This window comes from Streptomyces axinellae (genome assembly GCF_039532135.1).
GTDB classification, from domain to species: domain Bacteria; phylum Actinomycetota; class Actinomycetes; order Streptomycetales; family Streptomycetaceae; genus Streptomyces; species Streptomyces axinellae.
Map to the genome: position 1 here is coordinate 1 of NZ_BAAARJ010000035.1, position 18048 is coordinate 18048.

Genomic DNA, 18048 nt, shown 5'->3' on the forward strand with positions numbered 1-18048 from the left:
CCTTGCGGTCTCGACGGAGCCTCCGGGACCACCCGCTGGAACAGTTCCCACAACTCATCCGGCACCAGCCGCTCAACGATCGAGACCACAACCGAAAGCCTACCGAGCCAAATGAGATGACGTCTTAGCCGGGCGCATTCGGCCGAAGAAGGCGCCGCGCCCTTCGCGGGACGCACGACAGAGCCGCACCACAGAGCGGTTCGGTGGTCCGCGGCTGCCGCACCGGCCCCTTCAGACCGACATCCCCGTACGGGCGCCGGAACCATCCTCCGGATACCGCCTCCTTTCTTCCGTTCCCCCGGCGCGCCCCAGCGAGTGCGCCGCGAAACCGGTGCGCTCCGGCTCGACCCCGGCCCGGAGCACGAGATCCCCGCCGTAGTCCCCGCCCCGCTCGGACCGGAACCGGAGCGGTTCGGCCGTGGGCAGGCCGAGCAGGTGGCCGCGCAACTCATCGGCGTACGGCGCGTATTCGTCCTCGGTGAGCCGGTCGGCGCCGTAGATCACGAACGGTGGCAGCGCCTCCATGCCCGTGTACCAGAACGTGCCGTGGTGCAGCGGGAAGAGCACGTCGTCGATGTGGCCGTGGATGCCGCGCGGCCCGAAACCGGACGGGCGGGCGCCCACAGAGGTGATGACCGTCGCCCGCTTGCCCGCGAGGCCCCCGTCGCCGTAGCGGCGGGGGTTTCCCTCCGCGTCCTTCACGCCGAAGGCGAAACCCTGGGTGAACACCCGGTCGAGCCAGCCCTTCAGGATCGCCGGCGGACCCATCCACCACAGCGGGAACTGGAAGACCAGGGTGTCGGCCCAGGCGAGCTTCTCCTGTTCCTCGCGAACGTCCCAGCTGAGCCCGCCGCCGGCATGGGCCCGCTCCTGGGCTTCACCCACACGAAGACGGCCACCGGTCTCCCGCGGGAAGTCCGCCCCGTCGATGACCGGCTTCCAGCACATGGCGTACAGGTCGGACTCCCTCACCTGATGGCCTTGCTCGCGCAGCGCCGCGATGCCGGTGTCACGCAGAGAGGCGTTGAGGGAACGGTCTTCCGGATGAGCGAATATCCACAGCGTCTTCATACCATCGAGCGTGCTCCCGGCCTCCTCGGGAAACGAGCGACCGGATGGACGACAAGTGCAAGAATCTGGCCACACCCGCGCGGCCGACCGCCGCCACGCGGCAGCCGTACAGCCATACCGTGGTCGTGCGCCGCAGGCCCAAAGCGGGTGGCCATCAGGCCGCTGGAAGAGGCTCCGCAGATGGCGAGGACCCGGCCAGCAGCCAGAAGACTCTGGCGCGCGTCGCCGTGAACAGCGCCCCCAGCGCGCGCCGGGCCGCGCCCCTCTCTACGGCCTCTCTGGTCTCTCCGGTCTCTCCGGTCTCTCCGGGTCCCTGCCGGGCGGCTGGTTCGGGGACGGAGTACCGGCGGCCCCGTCTCGGCGGACGAAAACGGAGTGCCGCCGTCCTCGACGGACGGCTGCGGGGAGGAGGCTCTGCGTCACGCGAAGCAGCATCCAGCCCGCACGTGACAGGAACGAGTGGCCGGAGAGCCGCTCTGTGCGACGATCGGGCCATGGCCGTCGTCACCCGTCCGGGGCTCCACCGGGTCGCCGTCCTCGTACGCCATGGACCGCTGCCGATCGAGCTGGGCATCCCGCACGCCTCGATGGGCAAAGCGTGTTCGGCCTGGGAGGAACCGCTGTACGAGGTGGTGACCTGCACGGTGCGCCCCGGCCTGGTCCGCGCCGAGGCGGACTTCACCAGCACCGTGGATCACGACCCCGAGGCGCCGGCCGAGGCGGACACGGTCATCGTGCCCATGGCCCACGAGCGGGAGGCGCCGTATCTCCAAGGCGCGATGAGCCCCGGGCCGGCCGGCGCGTTCGCCCGTATCCAGCCCGGCCCTCGCCTCGCCTCGATCGGCACTGGCGCCTTCGTACCGGCCTCCGCGGGCCTCCCTGGACGGCAAGCACGCGGCGACCCACTGGCACTCCCGCGAGCGCTTCCAGCGGCTGTTTCCCACCGTCCGGCTCGACTCGGACGTCCTCTACGTGGACGAGGGCCCGGTACTGTCCTCGGCCGGGATCGCCTCGGGCATCGACCGGTGCCTGCACATGATCCGCCGCGACCACGGGGCCGTCGTCGCCAACGCGGTGGCACGGCGCATGGTGGTCCCGCCCCACCGGGACGGCGGCCAGGCACAGTTCATCCGCCGCCCCGTCCCCGAACCCCGGCTCGCCTCCACCGGCACCGCCCGCGCCTGGGCACTCCGGCAGCTGGAGCGGCCCATCACCCTGCGCGAGCCGGCAGCACAAGAATCCATGAGCATCCGGACCTTCACCCGGCGCTTCCGCGAGGAAGCCGGGACCAGCCCGCAGCAGTGGCTCACCCAGCAGCGGACCGAAGGGGCCCGCCAACTGCTGGAGGAGACGGGCCTGTCGGCCGGTCAGGTTGCCCAGCGTGCCGGATTCGATTCCGACGCCACCTTCCGGATGCACTTCCAGTCGGCTCTGGGTGTGTCGCCGAGCGCCTACAGACGCACGTTCCGAGCGGACGCGGACGACGGCGGCTCCCGGGCCCCCGCGAAAGACAGCGGCATCCGGTCGGAGGCCAGAATCGACGGCATCCGGTCGGCGGGCGAAAACGACGGCATCCGGCCAGAGGCTGGAATGGACGGTATCCGGACGCACGCGGAAGACCGCGGCATCCGGTCGGCGACAAGCAGCGACCCGCTGAGCACGAGTGCCGGTACCGACACTGCACGTTGAGGGGCGCGTGATGGCGAACGAGGATGGACGGAGGAGACCGAGCGGCGCGCAGAACTCCGCGCACACCCCGGAGCCGGGGGCCACGCCGGTCTTCACACACCCCGGGCGGCACCGGATCGCGGTGCTGGTCAGGCACGGGGTGGTGCCGATGGAACTCAGCCTGGTCCACCAGATGTTCGGCCGTGCGGTCTCCTCCGAGGGCGAGCCGCTCTACGAGGTGGCCACCTGCGCCGTCGAGCCGGGCTCCGTCCGCACGGACGCCGACTTTCCCATCCATGTGGCGCACGGAACCCAGGCACTGGCCGAGGCGGACACCGTCCTCGTCCCGGCCACTCACGAGCCGGACGAGACCGAGACCGAGGGCCGCCTCCCCGGGCCGCTGCGCGCCGCGCTCGCCCGTATCCCGCCCGGCACGCGCATCGCCTCGATCTGCACGGGCGCCTTCGTACTGGCGGCGGCGGGGCTCCTGGACGGCAGGCGCGCGACGACACACTGGATGTCCACCGACGACTTCCGCGCCCTCTACCCCAAGATCGACCTCGACCCCGATGTGCTCTATGTGGACTGCGGTTCGGTACTGACCTCCGCGGGGGAGGCCGCCGGCATCGACCTGTGCCTGCACATGATCCGCCGCGACCACGGGGCCGTCGTCGCCAACGCGGTGGCACGGCGCATGGTGGTCCCGCCCCACCGGGACGGCGGCCAGGCACAGTTCATCCGCCGCCCCGTCCCCGAACCCCGGCTCGCCTCCACCGGCGCCGCCCGCGCCTGGGCACTCCGGCAGCTGGAGCGGCCCATCACCCTGCGCGAGCTGGCCGCACAAGAATCCATGAGCATCCGGACCTTCACCCGGCGCTTCCGCGAGGAGGCCGGCGTCACACCGCTGCGCTGGCTGACCCAGCAGCGCGTCGAGCGGGCCCGGCAGCTCCTGGAAGAGACCGACCTGCCGGTGGAACGCATCGCCGCGGACAGCGGTTTCGGCACGGCGGCCTCCTTGCGCCAGCACCTGCACGCCGCGCTCGGAGTGTCCCCGCGCGCGTATCGCCGAACGTTCCGCGCGGAACCGGAACCGGAACCGGAGACGGAGCCGGAGCCGGAGCCGGAGCCGGAAGGGTCTCCTGTGGCATGCACTTCGGGCCGGGGCCCAGCGGTGCCGGGCGCCGTGCGATCGTAGGAACAGTGGGCGGCGGTCGGGCGTTCAGAAGGTGAGAACGCCGCGGGCCACCCTCCCGTGGTGTGCGTCCTGCGCCGCCTTGGCGAAGTCTTCCACCGGATAGACCTCGGTGACGAGTTCGTCCAGCAGCAGCCGCCCCTGCCGGTACAGGTCCGCGTACAGCGCGATGTCCCGTGGGGGGCGCGAGGATCCGTAACGGCAGCCCAGGATGGACTTGTCCAGGAACATCGACGCGGGCAGGAACGACGCCTCGGCATCCGGCGCGGGCATGCCGAGCAGCACCGCCTGCCCGTGCCGGTCGAGCAGTTCGACGGCCTGCCGTACGAGCGCGGCATTCCCCACACACTCGAACACGTGATCAGCACCGGTCGGCAGGATCTCCCTGACGGCGGCCACGGTGTCGTCCACCGCCGACGCGTCGATGAAGTGCGTCGCCCCGAACTGCCGTGCCATCGCGTCCTTGCCGGGGTTGGCGTCCACGGCGACGATCGGCGCGGCCCCCGCGATCCGCGCGCCCTGGATCACATTGAGTCCGATTCCGCCCACGCCGATCACCACGACGCTCTCGCCCTGCCCGGCCCCGGCCCTGTTGAGGACGGCGCCGACGCCGGTGAGCACGCCGCAGCCGATGAGCGCGGCCGAGGTCAGCGGGATCTCTTCGGGAATCCGGGTCGCCTGAACGGCTTTGACGAGGGTGCGCTCGGCGAAGGCGGAGTTGGAGGCGAAGTTGTAGAGGGGGCTGCCGCCGCGGGAGAAGGGCTGTTCGGGGCGGCCGATGGCCCGGCGGCACATGGTCGGCCGGCCCCGCGCGCACTCCCCGCACATCCCGCAGTTGGCGATGGTGGACAGGGCCACGTGGTCCCCGGGCGCGACGTGTACGACACCGTCGCCGACCGCCTCGACCACCCCGGCTCCCTCGTGTCCGAGGACCACCGGCCGGGGGAAGGGGATCGTCCCGTCGATCACCGACAGGTCGCTGTGGCACAGCCCTGCGGCGCGTATGCCCACGAGCACCTCACCGGGTCCCGGGGCGCGGACTTCCAGGTCGTCCACAACCTGTGGGCGCTCGCCTTCCAGGATGACGCCTCTCATGGCACTTCCCTCCCCACTCACTCACTCGGTCCCGCTCGGTCTCACTCGGTCTCACTCGGTCACGAGGGCCAGACGACGGACTGGAGTTCGCTGTAGGCGTGCAGTCCGAAGGATCCGCCGTCGCGGCCGATTCCGGATTCCTTGAACCCGCCGAACGGGGTCTCGGGGTGTCGCTGCACCGTGTTGATGCCGACGTTGCCGCTGCGCAGCCGTCCGGCGAGCCGCCAGGCGTGTCCCGTGTCGCCGCTGAAGACGTAGTCGTAGAGCCCGTAGGGGGTGCTGTTGGCCAGGCGTACGGCTTCGTCGTCGTCCTCGAACGGGAGGGCGACCACGACGGGGCCGAACAACTCCTCGCGGGCGACGGTCATCTCCGGTGTGACGTCGCCGATCAGCGTGGGAGCGACGTAGAAGCCGGTGGCGGGCCCGGTGGGGCGGGTGCCGCCCGCCAGGATCTTGGCTCCTTGCTCGCGGGCCCCGTCGATGTACGCCTCGACGCGGTCGCGCTGGGCGGCGGAGATGAGCGGCCCGACGACGGTTCGCTCTTTTGTGGGATCGCCGAGTGTCAGTGCGGCGGCGTACTGTGCAAGGGCAGTCACGAACTCGTCGTAGTGCGAGTTGTGTACGAGCACGCGCGTCGGTGCCGTGCAGATCTGGCCGCTGTGAAAGGCCCAGGTCGAGGCGACCGAGCCCAGTGCTGCTTTGCGGATGCTGTCTCCCGCATCGTCCAGCACCAACGCCGCACCCTTGCCGCCCAGTTCCATGAGGGTGCGTTTCATCGTCCGGCCGGCGACTTCAGCGATCTTCTTTCCCACGGAGGTGGAGCCCGTAAAACTGATCATGTCCACATCCGGGTGCGCGACCAGGGCCTCGCCCGGTGCGGCCCCGGATCCGGTGACGACGTTGTAGAGCCCGTCCGGCAGCCCGGCTTCCTGGAGAAGTGGGCCCAACTCCAGGCAGCTGAGCGGGTCCTGCGGCGCGGGCTTGCACACGACGGCGTTGCCCATCGCAAGCGCGGGCGCCACCTTGCCCGCGAGGTTCACGACAGGGAAGTTGTAGGAGGTGATGCACCCGACCACACCAACGGGGCGGCGCACGGCCGCCGCGCCTATCAGTCCGCCGGGGGCGAGGGCGGTGGCCCTGACGGGCTGAGGCGCGAGCGGCACCGTGTCCGGCTCCAGCGCGCCGCGCGCGTAGCGGCGGAAGCGGTCGGCGGCGGTGGGTATCTGCATGCCGCGGGCGACCTTGAGGGTGGCGCCGGTCTCGGCCTGGAGCAGGGGCACCAGTTCGGGACCGCGCTCGGTGAGCAGGTCCGCGACCCGCTCCAGGGCCCTGGAGCGCTCCTGGGGTCCGGTCCTTGCCCATTCCTCCTGGGCGGAGCGCGCCGCGCGTACGGCGGCGTCGATCTGCTCGGGGCCACCCTCGGGCGCGTGACCTACGGGCTGCTCGGTGGCGGGGTCGGTGATCTGGTAGTGGCCGTCCGGGGGCCGGTGCCAGGCGCCGTCGATCCAGTGCGCGTAGGTCTTCGCTTCCGTCGTCACGTGCGTGCCTCTCTCGGCAGGCCCAGTACCCGCTGGGCGAGGATGTCGCGCTGGATTTCGTCCGAGCCGCCGTAGACGGTGTCGGCGCGGGAGAACAGGAACAGGCGTTGCAGGGCGTCGAGTTCGTAGGGCCGGTGCGGCGTCCAGTCGTGCGGGCCCAGGGCGGCTGCGGGCCCGCGCACCCGCATCGCCAGTTCGCCGAGCCGCTGGTGCCAGCCGCCCCACAGCAGCTTGGCCACACTGGGCGCACCCGAGGCGGCCCCGGCCCCGGAGCCGCCCAGTGTTCTGAGCGCGTTCCAGCGCATGGTCCGCAGCTCGGCCCAGGCCCGCACCAGCCGGTCGCGGAGCACGGGGTCGCGCTCGACGGCTCCGGTGCGCAAGGCGAGGCGCAGCACCTGGTCCAGTTCGGCGGCGAAGCCGATCTGCTGGACGAGGGTGGACACGCCGCGCTCCAGGGCGAGGAGGGACATGGCCACCCGCCAGCCGTCGCCCTCCTCGCCCACCCGGTGGTCCTCCTCCGCAAGCGCGCCGTCGAAGAAGACCTCGTTGAACTCGCTCGTTCCCGACATCTGACGGATCGGCCGTACCTCGATGCGGCCCGGCTGGTCCATCGGCACCAGCAGGAAGGACAGGCCCCGCTTCCCCCTCGTGCCCTCGCCTGTGCGGGCGAGCAGGAAGCACCAGTGGGCCTCGTGCGCGAGGGAGGTCCAGATCTTCTGTCCCGTGACCCGGTAGGGCCCGCCGCCGTCGCGGACGGCTGCGGTGCGCACTGCCGCGAGGTCGGATCCGGCGCCTGGCTCGCTGTAGCCCTGGCACCACAGCTCCTCGCCGCGTGCGATGGCGGGCAGGAAGCGTTTGCGCTGCTCGTCGGTGCCATGGGCGAGGAGCGTGGGGGCGAGGAGGTTCTCGCCGATGTGTCCGACGCGGCCGGGCGCGCCGGCGCGGGCGTATTCCTCGGCCCAGACAACCTGCTGGGTGAGGGTGGCGGCGCGGTTGCCGTAGGAGCCGTGGGCACGGTCCCAGCCGATGCCGATCCAGCCTGCGCGGCCGAGTTCACGCTCCCAGCGGTGACGGGCGGCGCTCGCCTCATGTTCGCTGCCCGGCCCGCCTTGTCCTGCCACTTGCGCGTACGCCCCGACGAGGTGGGCGCGCAGCCAGTCGCGGGCCTCGGCCCGGAATGCGTCGTCCACTGGGGTGAAGCTGAAGTCCACGCGTCCTCCTCTCCCCGCCGGCCGGCGCGGCCGGACCGGCGGGGCCCCGGGGCGGGTCAGGCGTTGGGGCGGTCCTTTCTGGCGGCGGCCTCGGCCATCTCCTTGAGCCGCTCCACCATGGGCATGGGGTCGGTGCCGACGGTGCCGGGCAGGAAGTCGGCGATCTGCTCGGGGGTCCAGGACCCGTCGGCGTAGGCGGCGCGCAGTTCGCGTGGCTGGGCCCACACGGCGATCTTGGGGCCGGCCACCGTGTACACCTGCCCGGTGATCTCCTGCTCCCTGGCCCGGTCGCTCAGGAGGTAGACGACCAGCGGTGCGACATCCTCCGGTTCGCCGATCTCCTTCAGCTCCGTGGGGACGTTCGCCGACATGCGGGTGCGGGCCACGGGGGCGACCGCGTTGGCGGTGACGCCGTACTTGTGCAGGCCCAGGGCCGCGCTGCGGACGAGGGAGATGATGCCGCCCTTGGCCGCCGAGTAGTTGGCCTGGGAGACGGAGCCTTGATGGTTGCCGCTGGTGAACCCGATCAGGGTGCCGCTCCGCTGCTCGCGCATGACGGCGGATGCGGCACGGAAGAGGGTGAAGGTGCCCTTGAGGTGGGTGGCGATGACGGGGTCCCACTCCTCCTCGCTCATGTTGAAGAGCATGCGTTCGCGGAGGATCCCGGCGACGCACACCGCACCATCGAGGCGCCCGTAGTGGGACAGCGCGGTGTCCACGACGCGTCGGCCGCCCTCCATGGTCGAGACGTCGTCCGCGACCGCCACGGCCTCGCCGCCCGCCGCGAGGATCTCCTTGACCACGGCCCCGGCGACCTCGCTCTGAGGGGTGCCGCCTTCGATGGGCACGCCGTAGTCGTTGACGACGACCTTCGCACCCTGAGCGGCGCAGGCCAGCGCCACCGCACGGCCGATGCCGCGTCCGGCGCCCGTGACAGCGACCACTTTGCCGGCCAAGAAGTTCCCCACGTCGCGCCCCTTCCCGCGTTTTCTGACGGACCGTTAGATTCTTGAGCAGGCACCGCGTGAACACAAGACCCGTACCGACGCACAGTCGGTCGCGCGGTCACATGCAGTCAGGGGAGGAACCGATGACGCAGCCGGCGGAGTGTCCCGAGTTCGTCGAGATCGCCAAGCGCGTGAACAACTGGGGCCGCTGGGGGGCGGACGACGAGGCGGGCACCCTGAACTTGGTCACGGACCACACGGTGCGCGCCGCCGTGGCCACCGTGCGCACCGGCCGTACCATCGCCCTGGCGCTGCCTCTCCAGCAGGACGGCGTGCAGACGGGCATGATCCCCGGCCGGGTCAATCCGCTGCGCACCATGGTCGCGCTCAACTTGGAGATGTTCGGGCCCGGCACGGTGGCCACCAGCGATGATGTCGTCACCATGGGCCTCCAGGCGGGCACCCACTGGGACGGGCTGGCCCACGTCTCCCACTCGGGGAAGCTCTACAACGGGCGCCCCGCCGACACCGTCACCGCCCATGCCGGTGCGGCGTTCGCCGGCATCCAGAAGGGCCGGCCGCTGGTCACCCGCGGCATCCTCCTCGATGTCGCCCGCGCCCGGGGCGAGGAGAGACTGGCGGGCGGGCACGTGGTGACGCCCGAAGATCTGGCGGCGGCCGAGGAGTTCGCGGGGTCCCGCGTCGCCCCGGGGGACGCGGTGCTCATCCGCACCGGTCAGCTACGGCACTACCTCCAGGGCGACAAGAACGCCTATGCTTTCCCCTCGCCGGGCCTCTCGCTTCGCACCCCGGAGTGGTTCCACGCCCGCGATGTGGCGGCGGTCGCCAACGACACCCTCACCTTCGAGGTCTTCCCGCCCGAGATCGAGAACCTGTGGATGCCGGTACACGCCCTCCACCTGGTCGAGATGGGCATGCGCCAGGGCCAGAACTGGAACCTGGAGGAACTCTCCGAAGCCTGCGCCGGGGAGGGCCGCCACACCTTCCTTCTGACGGCCCAGCCGGAGCCGTTCACGGGCGGAACGGGCGCCCCGGTGGCACCCGTCGCAGTACTGTGATGCGCGGTGCCGTGACGCGCAGTGCCGTGGCCCCGGGCGGGCCGACTGACGGACCGGCCGACCGGACGGCTGGGTGGCTGGATGACGGCCGCTGGTCCGGGCCGGGTCAACGGGCGCGGGCGGCGGGGGCACGGACGCGGACGGACCTGGGGGCACCGGCCGCGGGATCAAGTCGGGTGGCGGCGCGCGTATGCGCGCCCCGAGCACGGCACAGCGGACCGCCACCCGACTCCGACGCTCAGGCCCCACCCCCCCCCGAAGGGGCTGAACCGCCGGACCGCGACCCGCACTCGCCGAGGAACCTCATGTTCCTCGCCGTCCCCTCACAACGAATCGCTCCACCCAAGAGTGATCAAACAGACACGAGACGTCAACAGCTGGTCTGGACTTTGGGAAAATAGTCCTGTTTGTACCGGCGCGCGCTCAGCCGAACGCGCCGAGCCACAGCGGCGAAGTGAGCACCCCGGCCACGTGCGAGCGATCGGATCCGAACCCGGGCCCGGACTCCCGTCCGCCTTCCGGGAGGAGGCTCCGGCGGTTGCCTCGGGCGAAGTCGCCGCCCAGCGCGGGACGGGCGGTGTCCAGTTCGCACCACACCCGCTTGCCGCCCGGCTCGCGTTCCCAGCCCCAGCGGTCCGCCAGTCCGCAAACCAGCTCCAGCCCCCTGCCGTTGGTGTCCCCACCCTCCGCCTGGCGGCGGTGCGGGGTGCGGGTGCTGGTGTCGGCGACCTCGACCCGTACGGAGCCCACGGCATCGCGGGCGTCCGTGCCGGCGCGCTGGGTCGGCAGCAGCATGCAGAGCACGGCCGGACAACCTGTGTGCACCACCGCGTTGGTGACGAGTTCCGAGATCAGCAGCAGCAGGGTCTCGGCAAGTGACTCGTCCGCGTCCACTCCGGCACCCGCGAGCCGGGACCTCGCCCACCTCCGGGCGCGGCCCACCTCCGCCGGGTCGGGCCCGATCTCCAATTGCTCCAGAAGCACCTGCACCGCTCACACCATCCGAACCGGCGGACACATCGCCTCGCGTCTCCCCGGAGTCACGGATTGTGACTCCGGCAAGGAACAGCATGGTTGACTCATAGTGATCGCAACAAGCGCTTCAGTCATATTCCGGCGCAAAGGAGTAGAGGGAGCGCATACTGTGCGACGCCGATCGCGGGAAGTCGAACGACACCGACAAGGCTGCCCCGATCCGCTGGACACCCTTTGTTTCTTGGTCAACGGGGCTGTCACCTCTCGCCACTGGCCGCCTCCCGCGTCCGGCGCGGAGAAATCGCGGTACTCGCACCCGCAGGAGCGTACCGGAGCGGAATGTCTGCAACCGCTCGCACTGGTCACGCTGCGGACACAACGCGAGATCAACGCAGCGTAGTCAGCAACCTCGAATTCCCGGATGAATTCGGATGTCCTTCGCGGAAGGGGCGTTAGAGCACTGTCGCCAATTCCTCCTCAGCAGTCACAGCAGTTACCCACTGCCCTGCGCGCAGCCACGCTCGTTTCACATGGAGATGAACCTCCGCTTCCCATGTGAAGCCCATCCCGCCGTGCACCTGTAGGCAGTCGCGGGCGTTCTGCACGGCGGCGTCGTCGGCGAGGAGTTTGGCGGCGCGGATATCACCGTAATCTTCTGTGACCGCGGCAGCGTAAACCATACTTCTGGCTGTTTCCGAGCGGACCAGCATTTCAGCGCACAGGTGCTTCACCGCCTGGAACGCGCCGATCGGCTGCCCGAACTGCTCGCGCCGCCGCGCGTGTCCGACCGCCAAGGCGAGCGTGCGGCCCGCGCTGCCGAGTTGCTGAGCGGCGGTGAGCAGGGCCGCCCGGCGGCGCAGCACCGCCGGATCGGCCTCCAGCGGCTCCGGCCGCCCGCCCGCGCCCAGCGGCCCCCCTCCGGCATCCGGCGGCTGCCGCACCCGGTGCAGCGGCGAGAGGGGGTCGAGGGAGCGCACGGGCTCGGCGGCGAGCGCCTCCGGGGCCGTCGTCCCCACGGTGTCGCCGAGCACCAGCACGGTCTCCGCCGAGTCCAGGTGTTCGACCGGTCCGCGCTCCACCAGGTCCACGGCGGTGACGATCGCCGTCCCGTCAGCCGCGCCCGGCACGAGCCCCGCGGCCAGGTGGCTCGCGGCCAGCGGCCCCGGCAGCAGTGCGGCTCCCGCCTCCTCGAAGAGGAGCACCGCCTCGGGCAGGCCCAGCCCGGCGCCGCCGGAATCCTCGGGTATCCGGAGCGAGAAGACCCCCGCCGCCCCCAACTCCCGCCACAGCGCCCTGTCGAGCGCTGCCGCACCGCCGGGACCCGAACCGCGAAGCAGCCCTCCACCGCCGGAAGCCGCGTCGCCGGGCCCCGCATCCGCATCCACCCTCGTACGCGTGCCCGCATCGGTACGCGTGCCCGCATCCGTGGCCGCACCCGTGCCCGCCGCCGTGCGGTGCAGGACGGACGCGTCGAAGCGTGCCGTCAGCAGGTCGCGCATGCCGCGCCGCAGCGCCTCCTGGTCCTCCGTCAGGCGGAAGTCCATGTGCCGTCTCACCGCCCCTTCGGCAGGCCGAGGATGCGCTCCGCGACGATGTTCCGCTGGATCTGCGAGGTTCCGGCGGCGATCGTGTAGGAGAGCGAGGAGAGCCGTCCTCGGGTCCACTCCTCGTCGAGGTCCAGCGCCTGGGGGCCGAGGACTTGGGCCGCCGCCTCGTACAGCTCCTGGCGCGCGTGCGAGTAGCGCAGCTTGAAGACCGAACCGCCCAGGCCCGGCACGCTCGTCCCGCCCCGGCGCAAGGAGTGCTCGGCCTCGCTGACGTTCCACTGGGTGAGCCGCCACAGCGCGGTGAAGACGGCGTTCAGGCGGCCGAGTTCACGGCGTACGGCCGGGTCGTCCCAGCGGCCGTTCTCCCGGGCCCGGCGGGCGAGCAGCCGCAGGGTGCGGCGGCAGGCGACGACCTCGCCGACGAAGGCGGTCCCCCGCTCGTAGGAGAGCGTGACCATGGTGACGCGCCAGCCGTCGTTCTCCGCGCCCACCCTGTTGCGCACCGGCACGCGCACCTCGTCGAGGAAGACCTCGGCGAACTCCGTGGACCCGGCCAGCGTGCGCAGCGGCCGTACGGTGATGCCCGGCGCGTCCATCGGCATGGCCAGCCAGGTGATGCCCCGGTGCCTGGGCGCTCCCGGGTCGGTGCGCACCAGCAGCTCGCACCAGTCGGCCACCTCGGCGTGCGAGGTCCAGATCTTGGCGCCGGTCACCACGTAGTCGTCGCCGTCGCGCACCGCCCGGGTGCGCAGCGCGGCCAGGTCCGAGCCGGCATCCGGTTCGGAGAAGCCCTGGCACCACACTTGTTCGCCGCGCAGGATGGGCGGCAGCCAGCGCTCGCACTGCTCCGGTGTGCCCTCGGCGGCGATGGTCGGCCCGGCGTGCAGCAGCCCGACGAAGCCCGCGCCGACGTAGGGCGCGCCGGCCGCCTCGGTCTCCTCCAGGAAGATCAGGTGCTGGGTGGGAGTCGCGCCCCGGCCGCCCGCTTCCGCCGGCCAGTGCAGTCCCGCGTATCCGGCGTCGTAGAGCGCGCGCTGCCAGCTCATGTCGTGGGCCCGCCGGGCCGGCCAGTCCAACGGGTCGGGGCGCGGCGGCAGTTTCGGCAGGACCTCGGCGAGCCAGGCGCGCAGCCGCGCCCGGAAGTCCTCCTCCTCGGCCGAGTACGCGAGATCCATCAGCCGCCCTCCCGGGAACCGGAACCGGAACAGAGGCAGCCGCCCTCCCGGGGAGCGGAACAGGAGCACGGGCAGCAGGAGCACGGGCAGCAGGAGCACGGGTAACTGGAGCGCGGGCAGCGGGAGCGCGGGCGACCGGGGCGCATCAGACCAGGTCCAGACCCAGCATCCGGATGGCGTTTCCGCGCATCAGCTTGTAGACGGTCTCCTCGTCGAGCCCCTTCATATGCTCCAGGGCCACCTCTTTCGTGTGCGGAAAGGTGGAGTCGACGTGGGGGTAGTCGGTCTCGAACGTGGCGTTGTCGCGGCCGATCACATCCAGTGCGGTCACCCCGTGCCGGTCGCGGAAGAAGCAGCAGAAGATCTGCCGGTAGTAGTACGTGGAGGGCGGTTCGGGGATCAGGTCGCGGACGCCGCCCCAGGCGCGGTGCTCCTCCCACACGTCGTCGGCGCGCTCCAGCGCGTAGGGGATCCAGCCCATCTGGCCCTCGCTGTAGGCGAGTTTGAGGCGGGGGAACCTGACCAGGACGCCGCTGAAGAGGAAGTCCGTCATCGAGGCCATCGCGTTGTTGAAGGAGAGCGTGGCCTGCACGGCGGGCGGAGCGTCGGGGGAGGCGGCGGGCATCTGGGACGAGGACCCGATGTGCATGTTGACGACGGTGCCGGTCTCCTCGCACGCGGCGAAGAAGGGGTCCCAGTATCCGGAGTGGATGCTGGGCAGTCCCAGGTGGGTGGGGATCTCGCTGAAGGTCACGGCGCGTACCCCGCGCGCGGCGTTGCGGCGGATCTCGGCCACTGCCAGGCCGATGTCCCACAGCGGGATCAGGCACAGCGGGATGAGCCGTCCTCCGCTGTCCCCGCACCATTCCTCGACCATCCAGTCGTTGTAGGCGCGCACGCAGGCGAGCGCGACCTCCTTGTCGTGCGCCTCGGCGAAGGTCTGGCCGCAGAAGCGGGGGAAGGTGGGGAAGCAGAGCGAGCCCTCGACGTGATTGGCGTCCATGTCCCGCAGGCGTTCCTTCGGGTCCCAGCAGCCCCGGCGCATCTCGGCGCGGGTGATGCCCTCCAGGGTCATCTCGTCGCGGTCGAAGCCGACGGCGGCGATGTTGCGCTTGTACGGGAACTTCAGGTCCTCGTAGATCCACCAGTCGGTCGGCGGCCCTTCGGGGTCCATGGTGATCCGGTACTTGCCGCCGGTGTACCGCAGCTCGCCGATACCGGCTGTGAGCGGCTGCGGGCCGCGGTCGCGGAATTTCTTCGGCAGCCAGGTCTCGAAGAGGTGTGCGGGCTCGATCACATGATCGTCGACGCTGATGATGCGCGGTAGGTCGGTCACCTCGGTCACCTTCTGTCCCCTCACCCATTTCTGATGACCCGTCAGGTCGAGGCTAGCCCGCGGGCCCTGGACCGACAAGGCATCGCCGCCTACGCTTCCCGCACGATCTGACGGCGCGTCAGCTTGGGAGGACCGCATGTCCGGTACCGCGCACGCACTCGACGCCTCGCACACCCTGTGGGAACTGGTCGCCCGCCGGGCCGCCCGCAGTCCGGACACCACCGCGCTGATCCAGGCGGGCGAGACCCCCGACCAGGACAGCTCGCTCACCTTCGGACAGCTGCGGGAGCGCGCCGAGCGCACGGCCGCCGGGCTGTACGAGCGGCGCGTACGCCCCGGGTGCACCGTCGCCTGGCAGCTGCCCACCCGCATCGAGACCGTGGTGCTCTCCCTGGCCCTGGCCCGGCTGGGCGTACGGCAGACGCCCCTCATCCCCGTCCACCGGGACCGGGAGGTCGCGCTCGCCCTGCGCGCCACCGGGGCCTCCCACTACGTGCACCCCGGGCACTGGCGGGGCTTCGACTACGGCGCGATGGCCGCCCGCCTCGCCGCCGGACACAGCCTGGCACCCCGCCTGCTGACCGCCTACGACAGCCTCCCGGAAGCCCCGGCCGACAGCCTGCGGGAAGCCCCCACCGACAGCTCCCGCGAAGCACCGTCCGCCGCCCTGCCCCCGGTGCCCGCGCCCGCGGACGGGGCCGAAGTGCGGTGGATCTACTGGACCTCCGGGACGACCTCCGCCCCGCGCGGCGTGCGGCACACCGACCGCAGCCTCATCGCGGGCGGCTCCTGCCTGGCGCACGCGCTGCGGCTGCGCCCCGACGACGTCGGCTCCATCGCCTTCCCCTACGCGCACATCGGCGGCCCCGACTACCTGGTGATGCTGCTGCTGTACGGCTTCCCGGCCGTCCTCTTCGAGAAGTTCGCGCTGCCCGGCGCACTGGATGCCTACCGGCGGCACGGCGTGACGACGGCGGGCGGCTCCACGGCGTTCTACTCGATGTTCCTGGCCGAACAGCGCAAACAGCCCGGCCGCAGGCTGATCCCCACCCTCCGACTGCTCACCGGCGGCGGCGCGCCCAAACCCGCCGAGCTGTACCACGAGGTCGTCACAGAGATGGGCTGCGAGCTCGCCCACGGCTACGGCATGACCGAAGCCCCCATGATCACGATGGGCTCCCCGGACGACACACCCGAGCACCTGGCCACCACGGAGGGCCGCCCGCCCGAGGCGATGGAGATACGCGTGACCGCCCCCGACGGCACGCCGCTGCCGCCGGATACGGAAGGCGAGGTCAGGCTGCGCGGCGAGGCCGTGTGCCAGGGCTACCTGGACGCGGCGCAGACAGCAGGGGCGTTCGACCAGGACGGCTTCTTGCGCACCGGAGACGTGGGGCGCCTCCTGACGAGCGGGCATCTGGTGCTCACCGGCCGCACCAAGGACATCATCATCCGCAAGGGTGAGAACATCTCGGCCAAGGAAGTCGAGCAACTTCTCTACGAGCATCCGGCCGTCGGCGACGCCGCGGTGATCGGACTGCCCGACCGGGAGCGCGGGGAGAGGGTGTGCGCGGTGATCGAACAGCCCGGCGGCGCACCCCCGGTGACCCTCGCGGAGCTGACCGCCTATCTGCGGGGCGAGGGCCTGGCCGCCCACAAGCTGCCCGAACAGCTGGAGGTGGTGAGCGCGCTGCCGCGCAACGACGCGCTGCGCAAGGTCCTCAAGTACAGGCTGCGGGAACGCTTTTCCTGACACCGCGCGGCTCCCGTCAGGCCATCAGCCATCAGCCTCACGGAGCCGTCAGGCCGTCAGCGGTCCGGTCGCCGCCCTGGCCGCCGTCGCCGCGTCCAGGTCCGGGTAGCAGTCGAAGAGCCGGCGCACGCCCAGCGCGGCCAGCACCCGGTTGACGTGGGAGCCGTCCACCGCGCCCTGTGCGGGGAGGATCAGCCGCAGGCGGCCCGCGCAAGAGCGCATCAGCCGGCGCGAGGCGATCAGGACACCCACGCCACTGGAGTCGCAGAAGAGGACGTCGGACAGGTCGAGCACCAGGCTCCGCCGCCCGTCGGCCACGGCGTCGTGAACGTGCTGCCGCACCGCGGGCGAGGTGACCAGGTCAAGTTCGCCGGAGACCCGGAGCACGGCCCATTCGCCGCGCTCCTCCTCCAGCACCTTCAACGACACTCCCCGCACCCCCTTCGTCGATCGCCTACAGCACTCGGCTGCCCGGCCGACCCCCGCCGAAACTGGCTCCCTCGTACGACCCTATGTCCTTCCCGGGTCTTACCTCCGGCAACTTGTGGTCACGCCCGCATAACTCTCGGCAGCTTCGGCACCTCACGCCCCTCTCCTCCCGCGCGCCTCATGCTCTACGTGACGGAAACACCACTGTCCGCTATTGCTCCGGGGCGCACATTGCCGCAAAGGGGCGTGTGCTGTCGGTGGCCCGCACTACATTCGAGAAGTCGACAGGCGTGACCGAGCGAGACGGACGTACCGAGGGTGTAAGCGAAGCCGCTGGAAGCGGAACGGCGGCGCCGACGGCTGGGAGCCACCATGGCGAATGACACACCACCGCGCTGGGACCGGAAGATGCAGCAGCGCCTCGCGCGCGGTGAGGCGGCTGCGCTGGGCGAGCTGTACGACCGTTTCGCCTCGCTCGTCCACAGCCTCGCGTACCGCGTGCTGGACGACGAGGAGGCCGCCGACCGCGCCACCCGTGAGGTCTTCGCCCACATCTGGGAGAACCCGCACACCTTCGACCCCCGCGAGGGCCCCATGCGCGCGTGGATCGCCGCCCTCACCCAGCGGATAGCCACCGGCAAGCTGCGCCGTCAGCAGCGCGGCGCCGGGCCCTACTCCCCCGAGCAGGCCGAGCGGGTCGAGGAGCAGGTCCGTGCCGCGGCTACCGCGGCACGCGCCGACTACATCGTCACGTCCATGCCCGCCTCGTTACGCGCCGCGCTGGAACTGGCGTATTTCGAGCGGCGGGACTACCGCCAGACGGCCCGCCACCTGGGCGTCACCGAGGACGAGGCCCGGCGACGGCTGCGACTGGGGCTCCAGTTGCTGTCCGCGGCCATGATCCGGCCGGCCATGTCCCCGCCCGGTGCGGAGCAGTGGCGATGAGCGGCCCGCAAGCCCCCGGTCCACCGGACCACCCCGGCCGGCGAGCCTCCCCGCACCCCGGCCCCCGAGCCTCCGGTTCCGGTTCTG

14 protein-coding genes and 1 pseudogene are annotated in these 18048 nt (G+C 71.4%); 5 read left to right on the top strand and 10 right to left on the bottom strand.

All coding sequences use genetic code 11. The features are described 5' to 3' along the window. Nucleotides 1-231 precede the first annotated feature (231 nt). The gene (locus tag ABD339_RS32090) at nt 232-1071 is read right to left on the bottom strand and encodes an NAD(P)H-dependent oxidoreductase (protein ID WP_344570692.1); all 840 of its coding nucleotides are present in this window, start codon (nt 1069-1071) and stop codon (nt 232-234) included. A gap of 494 nt (nt 1072-1565) precedes the next feature. On the opposite strand from ABD339_RS32090, the pseudogene ABD339_RS32100 reads away from it, so the two are divergent. Both ABD339_RS32100 and ABD339_RS32105 read left to right on the top strand, forming a co-directional pair. Continuing rightward, a pseudogene (locus tag ABD339_RS32100) lies at nt 1566-2553 on the top strand (GlxA family transcriptional regulator); the annotation flags it as partial. A 217-nt stretch (nt 2554-2770) separates the two neighbouring features. Then, nucleotides 2771-3934 (top strand): GlxA family transcriptional regulator, encoded by a 1164-nt coding sequence (locus ABD339_RS32105; RefSeq protein WP_344570693.1) that lies wholly within the window; start codon nt 2771-2773, stop codon nt 3932-3934. A 24-nt stretch (nt 3935-3958) separates the two neighbouring features. Here ABD339_RS32105 and ABD339_RS32110 read toward each other — a convergent pair whose 3' ends face one another. From ABD339_RS32110 to ABD339_RS32125, 4 genes are read right to left on the bottom strand one after another with little or no spacing between them, the layout of a single operon-like run. Beyond that, on the bottom strand, nt 3959-5026 hold the full coding sequence (locus ABD339_RS32110) for a Zn-dependent alcohol dehydrogenase (RefSeq protein WP_344570694.1): 1068 nt from the start codon (nt 5024-5026) through the stop codon (nt 3959-3961). A gap of 59 nt (nt 5027-5085) precedes the next feature. Beyond that, entirely contained in the window at nt 5086-6564 is a 1479-nt protein-coding gene (locus tag ABD339_RS32115) for an aldehyde dehydrogenase family protein (protein WP_344570695.1), read from the bottom strand. Further along, a complete protein-coding gene (locus tag ABD339_RS32120) occupies nt 6561-7775 on the bottom strand; it encodes an acyl-CoA dehydrogenase family protein (protein WP_344570696.1) in 1215 nt (404 codons plus the stop codon). Before ABD339_RS32120 ends, ABD339_RS32115 begins: the two co-directional genes overlap by 4 nt. A gap of 56 nt (nt 7776-7831) precedes the next feature. Continuing rightward, the gene (locus ABD339_RS32125) at nt 7832-8743 is read right to left on the bottom strand and encodes an SDR family oxidoreductase (protein WP_344570697.1); all 912 of its coding nucleotides are present in this window, start codon (nt 8741-8743) and stop codon (nt 7832-7834) included. Between the two features lie 122 nt (nt 8744-8865). Here ABD339_RS32125 and ABD339_RS32130 point away from each other — a divergent pair, with 122 nt between their 5' ends. After that, nucleotides 8866-9801 (top strand): cyclase family protein, encoded by a 936-nt coding sequence (locus tag ABD339_RS32130; protein ID WP_344570698.1) that lies wholly within the window; start codon nt 8866-8868, stop codon nt 9799-9801. A 423-nt stretch (nt 9802-10224) separates the two neighbouring features. On the opposite strand, the gene ABD339_RS32135 is transcribed toward ABD339_RS32130, so the two are convergent. The 4 genes from ABD339_RS32135 to ABD339_RS32150 all read right to left on the bottom strand — a co-directional run bounded on the left by ABD339_RS32135 (nt 10225) and on the right by ABD339_RS32150 (nt 14834). Beyond that, nucleotides 10225-10791 carry an ATP-binding protein gene (locus ABD339_RS32135; protein WP_344570699.1) on the bottom strand — a complete coding sequence of 189 codons (567 nt, stop codon included), beginning with the start codon at nt 10789-10791 and terminating at the stop codon, nt 10225-10227. Between the two features lie 437 nt (nt 10792-11228). Further along, the gene (locus ABD339_RS32140) at nt 11229-12320 is read right to left on the bottom strand and encodes an acyl-CoA dehydrogenase family protein (protein ID WP_344570700.1); all 1092 of its coding nucleotides are present in this window, start codon (nt 12318-12320) and stop codon (nt 11229-11231) included. An 8-nt stretch (nt 12321-12328) separates the two neighbouring features. Next, entirely contained in the window at nt 12329-13498 is a 1170-nt protein-coding gene (locus ABD339_RS32145) for an acyl-CoA dehydrogenase family protein (RefSeq protein WP_344570701.1), read from the bottom strand. Between the two features lie 145 nt (nt 13499-13643). Continuing rightward, the gene (locus tag ABD339_RS32150; protein ID WP_344570702.1) at nt 13644-14834 is read right to left on the bottom strand and encodes an amidohydrolase family protein; all 1191 of its coding nucleotides are present in this window, start codon (nt 14832-14834) and stop codon (nt 13644-13646) included. A 136-nt stretch (nt 14835-14970) separates the two neighbouring features. Here ABD339_RS32150 and ABD339_RS32155 point away from each other — a divergent pair, with 136 nt between their 5' ends. Next, nucleotides 14971-16587, top strand: coding sequence for a class I adenylate-forming enzyme family protein (locus ABD339_RS32155; RefSeq protein ID WP_344570703.1), 1617 nt, complete (start codon nt 14971-14973; stop codon nt 16585-16587). Between the two features lie 48 nt (nt 16588-16635). Here ABD339_RS32155 and ABD339_RS32160 read toward each other — a convergent pair whose 3' ends face one another. Next, entirely contained in the window at nt 16636-17016 is a 381-nt protein-coding gene (locus ABD339_RS32160) for an STAS domain-containing protein (RefSeq protein ID WP_344570704.1), read from the bottom strand. A 372-nt stretch (nt 17017-17388) separates the two neighbouring features. Here ABD339_RS32160 and ABD339_RS32165 point away from each other — a divergent pair, with 372 nt between their 5' ends. Further along, on the top strand, nt 17389-17961 hold the full coding sequence (locus tag ABD339_RS32165; protein ID WP_344570705.1) for an RNA polymerase sigma factor: 573 nt from the start codon (nt 17389-17391) through the stop codon (nt 17959-17961). Nucleotides 17962-18048: the final 87 nt, after the last annotated feature.

Excerpts from the sequence above, each read along its gene's own strand:
- ABD339_RS32110 (WP_344570694.1), bottom strand. The coding sequence starts at position 5,026 with ATGAGAGGCGTCATCCTGGAAGGCGAGCGCCCACAGGTTGTGGACGAC.
- ABD339_RS32090 (WP_344570692.1), bottom strand. The coding sequence starts at position 1,071 with ATGAAGACGCTGTGGATATTCGCTCATCCGGAAGACCGTTCCCTCAAC.
- ABD339_RS32155 (WP_344570703.1), top strand. The coding sequence starts at position 14,971 with ATGTCCGGTACCGCGCACGCACTCGACGCCTCGCACACCCTGTGGGAA.
- ABD339_RS32145 (WP_344570701.1), bottom strand. The coding sequence starts at position 13,498 with ATGGATCTCGCGTACTCGGCCGAGGAGGAGGACTTCCGGGCGCGGCTG.
- ABD339_RS32140 (WP_344570700.1), bottom strand. The coding sequence starts at position 12,320 with ATGGACTTCCGCCTGACGGAGGACCAGGAGGCGCTGCGGCGCGGCATG.
- ABD339_RS32165 (WP_344570705.1), top strand. The coding sequence starts at position 17,389 with ATGGCGAATGACACACCACCGCGCTGGGACCGGAAGATGCAGCAGCGC.
- ABD339_RS32105 (WP_344570693.1), top strand. The coding sequence starts at position 2,771 with ATGGCGAACGAGGATGGACGGAGGAGACCGAGCGGCGCGCAGAACTCC.
- ABD339_RS32130 (WP_344570698.1), top strand. The coding sequence starts at position 8,866 with ATGACGCAGCCGGCGGAGTGTCCCGAGTTCGTCGAGATCGCCAAGCGC.